Raw genomic sequence first — 5332 nt, 5'->3', positions numbered from 1 at the left:
AAACAGACACCGGCTGCCGAACGTTGATAGTTAGCAGCTTGTCTCGATACATGATATCAGTGGCCTCGGTTTTGCTTTCACCAGCCCAGATATAATGGACCTGGAAGTTTACGAGGTTTTGATCATTGTAAGCGCGTGTATAAAACAGGTTATCGGCCTGCCCGGCATCAATTAATTTATTGCCGCCAAATACCGAATACCAGAAATGCAGGTGCCTCGGATTTTCAACCTTTACAAACACCGAATCGGCGGTGCGATAGCCTGATAGCGAGATGTCAGCGTTATTGTCTTTCAGATCCAGATCAGCATAGGCACTGTCCGTTTCAACGTCATAGCTATCTGCATAAGGATTAATGATAGTTTTAGATGGGAGCATTACCCTGACCCTGGATATGGTATCGTACTTTGCATTTAGGGCGCTGATAGTAGCCATGGTTTGTATGGCCTTACCATTATCAAAGGCGTTACTGATCAATGTATCACCGTTTAATTTGGTGGTGACACTAAACCGGCTGTACCGGTAACTCATATCGTTATCTGCCGATTGTTGTTCGTTATTGCTGTTCAGAAATTCTGAATTAATAGCGTAAGTAACATCTGCTTTCGGAAAGATGGAATCAGGGATAATCAGTTTGGTTTCACCAACTGGGTCAAGCTGTAGCTGATGAGTCCAAAGCTGGTCGGGCACAAAAATGTAGTTTTGCCGGTGCGTACCGGTGCCACGCGTATTGAGGGTAACAGTAACCCGGCCATCTGTAACCGGCAGGTTATTTTCATCTACAGCTTTTAAATATAATGTAGCCGGGTTTCCGGGCCCGTGTTCTTCTTTATCAACCCTGGTGCTGAAGGTTATTGATTTAAGCTCGTACTCCTCGTATTTAAACTGACCGGTCATGAAAACCTTTCGTTTGGCTAAAAAGCCCTGATCGTCATTGCCATCATAATCATCCAATTTGTATTTTTCGCTTGATGGGTCTTCGAGCGATATGATATAATTTTCATCAAGCGAAAGATCAAGACTATCTGTAAGCGCGAAACTATATTCATAAGCTCCATCGCGATAGCTGGTTACTTTGCCGATGATCTTACCATCTTCATCATACCGTTCTTTGAGCCGCACCAAAAGTTGAGCTGCGTTTACAGGTCGTTTTGATTTCTTATTTAAGATGAAAGCTTTGAATTTTACGGTATCATGCGGTTTATAAATGGCCTTGTTAAACACTATAAAGCCTTCGTAATTATTTGCAGGCTGACGGCTGTAATATTGATCATGCCCTTTGAACAGGTTTTTAAAACGTTTCCATGTGGCTTTAAAAAAGCTCATGTGGCGATACGGATTGTAATGATAATAAGATGAGCGCTGCTGCTTTTTTATTGCATAATAATTGGTTACGCCTGCATAATCAACTTTCAGGATGGTATCTCTTTTTGAAGGATTGGCTATATACAAACCGGCTTTTGAATCATAAGTAACAGTATGACCATTAAATTGTACTAAAGCGTTGTTGACAGCTTTACCTGCCTGATCAACCAAAATAAAGCGGAGATCATAGTTATTAGCCAACAACTTTAAATTGGCAGATCGGTTTTCGATAAGAGCGTAACTCAGCAAATTCTTTTTGGCTACAACTTTCAAATAGTTACCGGGAGGGAGGGTATTGTTCCATTTATCGTTTGTTTTAAACGAATCAATGGGGTTGTGTAATATTTGCTCGTCGGGGTTTTTACGCGGGTAACGGTAAAATTTAAACACATCATTGGCCGTTATTTTGTAGATGTAAGTATAATAGCTGCTTTGCCAGCTTGGTGTAAGCGGCTTTTGCGCAAAAGCAGCAGTGATACAAAAACTTAAGAAGCTGAAAAATAATAACGATCTTTTTATTGGTGCCTGCATGTTTAGGTATATTTTGTGGTAATTGCCACCGGGTTAAATTTATTACATTTATGCTTGTCTGTTTATAAGATGCATATCTATTTACTATTCCATAAAAGAAATATCATTTAAGAAACTTATTTTTGAGGCGTAACCCTGCTTTATATACCGGGTTAGTAGAGATTTAAATTATGTGGTACAATAACATACTCGATACCATTGGCAATACGCCGCTGGTAAAACTGAATAAAGTAGCAAAAGACATCCCTGTTACCGTTTTAGCCAAGATAGAGACAACCAACCCCGGCAACTCCATAAAAGACCGTATGGCCCTTAAAATGATTGAGGATGCCGAAAAAAGCGGCAAGCTTAAACCCGGCGGAACCATTATTGAAGGTACATCGGGCAATACCGGTATGGGGTTAGCTATTGCGGCGGTTATAAAAGGCTACAAGTGTATTTTTACCAGCACCGATAAACAATCAAAAGAAAAGTTTGATGCCCTGCGTGCTTTTGGTGCAGAGGTAATAGTTTGCCCAACCAATGTGGAGCCCGAAGATCCGCGTTCGTATTATTCGGTATCATCACGCCTGGAGCGGGAAGTACCTAATTCATGGAAGCCAAACCAGTATGATAACCTGAGCAATTCGCAGGCGCACTATGAATCAACAGGCCCGGAAATATGGGAGCAAACCGAGGGTAAAATCACGCACCTGATTGCAGGTGTGGGCACCGGCGGCACTATATCAGGTATTGCCCGTTATCTGAAAGAAAAGAACCCGGCTATACAGGTATTGGGTATTGATACTTACGGTTCGGTATTTAAAAAATATAAAGAGACGGGTGTATTTGATAAAAACGAGATCTATCCATACATCACGGAAGGTATTGGCGAAGACTTCCTGCCGCAAAATGTTGATTTCAGCCTGATTGATCACTTTGAAAAGGTGACTGATAAAGATGCCGCCCTCATGACCCGCGAAATTGCCCGTAAGGAAGGGATTTTCTCCGGCAACTCAACCGGTTCGGCAGTGGCGGGTTTGCTACAGATGAAAGATAAGTTTAAAGAAGGCGATGTAGTTGTGATCGTTTTCCCAGACCATGGTACCCGTTACCTTGGCAAAATGTATAACGACGACTGGCTGCGCGACCGCGGTTTCCTGAAAGACGAAAAATTAACCGCCCGCGATATCATCAGCAAAAAAGACGTGCAGGAAATCATCACCATTGATTGCGAAAAGAGCGTGTTGGAAGCGATCAACACCATCAAATCGCTCAATATATCGCAGATCCCGGTTACACAAAAAGGTATGGTGATAGGCAAGATCACCGAAAGCGATATCCTCGATTCGCTGATTGAAAACCCATCTATCAAGTCGCAGCCGATCAAAAACATTACTACCGCACCATTCCCCTTTGTTGATCTGAACACTTCGATAGACAGGATCTCGGCCATGATCAATAAAGATAACATTGCTGTATTGGTTGAAGACGGGCAGAGTAAAATTGAGATTATCACCCAGTATGATATTATAAACGCTATATCAGCCTGATTTTAAGGTGAAAGGATAAAGGCGAAAGGTTAAAGGTTACATTACAAACTTTAACTTTTTGTCTTTAAAGCAAATTAATCTATCGACTGAAAGAAAAAACCTTTCGCCTTTTAGCTTTAACCTTTCGCCTCCTCAAAAGAAACAAACCTTTTACCTTTAACCTTTCACCTTTAGCCTAAAAAATTACTAATTTCGTTGGCAATGAATGAGCATCTTGACCCTGAACGCGAACGTCTCAGTCCGGCCGAACGTGATATTGAAAAAGTATTGCGCCCGCAGCAATTTGAAGACTTTACCGGTCAGCATAAAATATTAGCCAATTTAAAGATCTTTGTACAAGCGGCCCGTCAGCGCGGAGAAGCGCTTGATCATGTGCTGCTCCACGGTCCACCAGGTTTAGGTAAAACCACCCTATCCCACATCATCGCCAATGAAATGGGTGTAGGCATTAAGATCACCTCAGGCCCTGTTTTAGATAAACCCGGGGATTTGGCGGGTTTGCTTACCAATCTTGAAACCGGGGATATTCTTTTTATTGATGAAATTCACCGCTTAAGTCCGCTGGTTGAAGAATACCTTTACTCGGCCATGGAGGATTTTAAGATAGATATTATGCTGGAGAGCGGCCCCAATGCCCGTTCGGTACAAATTTCGCTTAATCCGTTCACCTTGGTAGGCGCAACTACCCGTTCCGGCTTGCTTACTGCGCCTCTAAGGGCCAGGTTTGGTATCAACTCGCGCCTGGAATATTATGATGCCAAACTGCTTACCACCATTGTACTACGTTCGGCATCGATACTAAAAACACCTATTACTGATGAAGGTGCTTATGAAATCGCCCGCCGCAGCCGTGGCACCCCCCGTATTGCCAATGCATTACTTCGCCGCACACGTGATTTCGCCCAAATCAAAGGAAATGGCAAGATTGATACGGAGATTGCCCAGTATGCATTGAACGCTTTAAATGTAGATAGTCACGGACTGGACGAAATGGACAACAAGATCCTGCTTACCAGTATTGATAAGTTTAAAGGCGGTCCTGTAGGTTTAAAAACCGTTGCAACAGCAGTTGGTGAAGACGAGGGCACAATTGAAGAGGTTTACGAACCGTTTTTAATACAGGAAGGCTTTTTAATGCGTACGGCCCGCGGCCGTGAAGCTACTGAAGCTGCCTACAAACATTTAGGAAAGATAAAGCTGGGAGGAAATCCATCCTTATTTTGAGATAAACGTATACATCGCCACCAATCATGAAAACCAAATTAAAACTACTGCTCACTACTACAACGCTCTTTTTAAGCTGCATAACTATCGCATCGGCACAAACAACACCACCGCCACCGGGTACAGCACCAGCCCCTTCGGTTACGGCACCTACCGATTCAGTTAACAAGGCAAAAAAAGACACCATACCCGTGATACACAAGCCCGTACCGACGCTAAAGGTAGGTATTATGGGCTTAAACCATGACCATATCCACCTCATATTAAGTGAGTACCGAAAAGGAAACGTGAATATTGTAGGCATTGCCGAACCTGATAAAAAGCTTTGGGAAAAATTTGGCAAAGCCTATAACCTGCCCGATTCCCTGTTTTTTGATGACCTAAGGAAAATGTGCACCACCCGTAAGCCTGCTATTGTGTTGGGTTACAACGCTGTTGGCAAACATGTGGATATTGTGGAGACCTGCGCACCCTTAGGTATTTCTGTAATGGTTGAAAAACCGTTGGCCGCCACCCTTGAGCAAGCTAAACGTATGGAGTTTCTGGCCCTTAAATACTACGTCAAAGTATTAACCAATTATGAAACTACCTGGTACCCATCCTTTCAGGATGTTTATAATACCGTTAAGCAGGACAGCATAGGTTTGATCCGTAAAATGGTGGTGCATGACGGGCACCAGGG

At 42.9% G+C, this 5332-nt stretch carries 4 protein-coding genes; 3 read left to right on the top strand and 1 reads right to left on the bottom strand.

Features of this window, described 5'->3' with window-relative positions:
• Positions 1-1894 (bottom strand): hypothetical protein (locus tag VF500_RS07865; RefSeq protein ID WP_330859148.1); only part of this gene is annotated, 1894 nt, incomplete at its 3' end.
• Positions 1895-2064: 170 nt separating this feature from the next.
• Between VF500_RS07865 and VF500_RS07860 the strand changes: the two genes are divergently transcribed.
• The 3 genes from VF500_RS07860 to VF500_RS07850 form a co-directional block, all read left to right on the top strand.
• Positions 2065-3426 (top strand): pyridoxal-phosphate dependent enzyme, encoded by a 1362-nt coding sequence (locus VF500_RS07860; RefSeq protein ID WP_330859147.1) that lies wholly within the window; start codon positions 2065-2067, stop codon positions 3424-3426.
• Positions 3427-3627: 201 nt separating this feature from the next.
• Positions 3628-4650 (top strand): Holliday junction branch migration DNA helicase RuvB, encoded by a 1023-nt coding sequence (gene ruvB / locus VF500_RS07855; protein WP_330859146.1) that lies wholly within the window; start codon positions 3628-3630, stop codon positions 4648-4650.
• Between the two features lie 26 nt (positions 4651-4676).
• On the top strand, positions 4677-5332 hold a 656-nt coding region (locus VF500_RS07850), incomplete at its 3' end, for a Gfo/Idh/MocA family protein (protein WP_330859145.1).

This window comes from Mucilaginibacter sp., from assembly GCF_036383575.1.
Classification (GTDB): domain Bacteria; phylum Bacteroidota; class Bacteroidia; order Sphingobacteriales; family Sphingobacteriaceae; genus Mucilaginibacter.
This window is presented reverse-complemented; position numbering and strand designations above follow the sequence as displayed.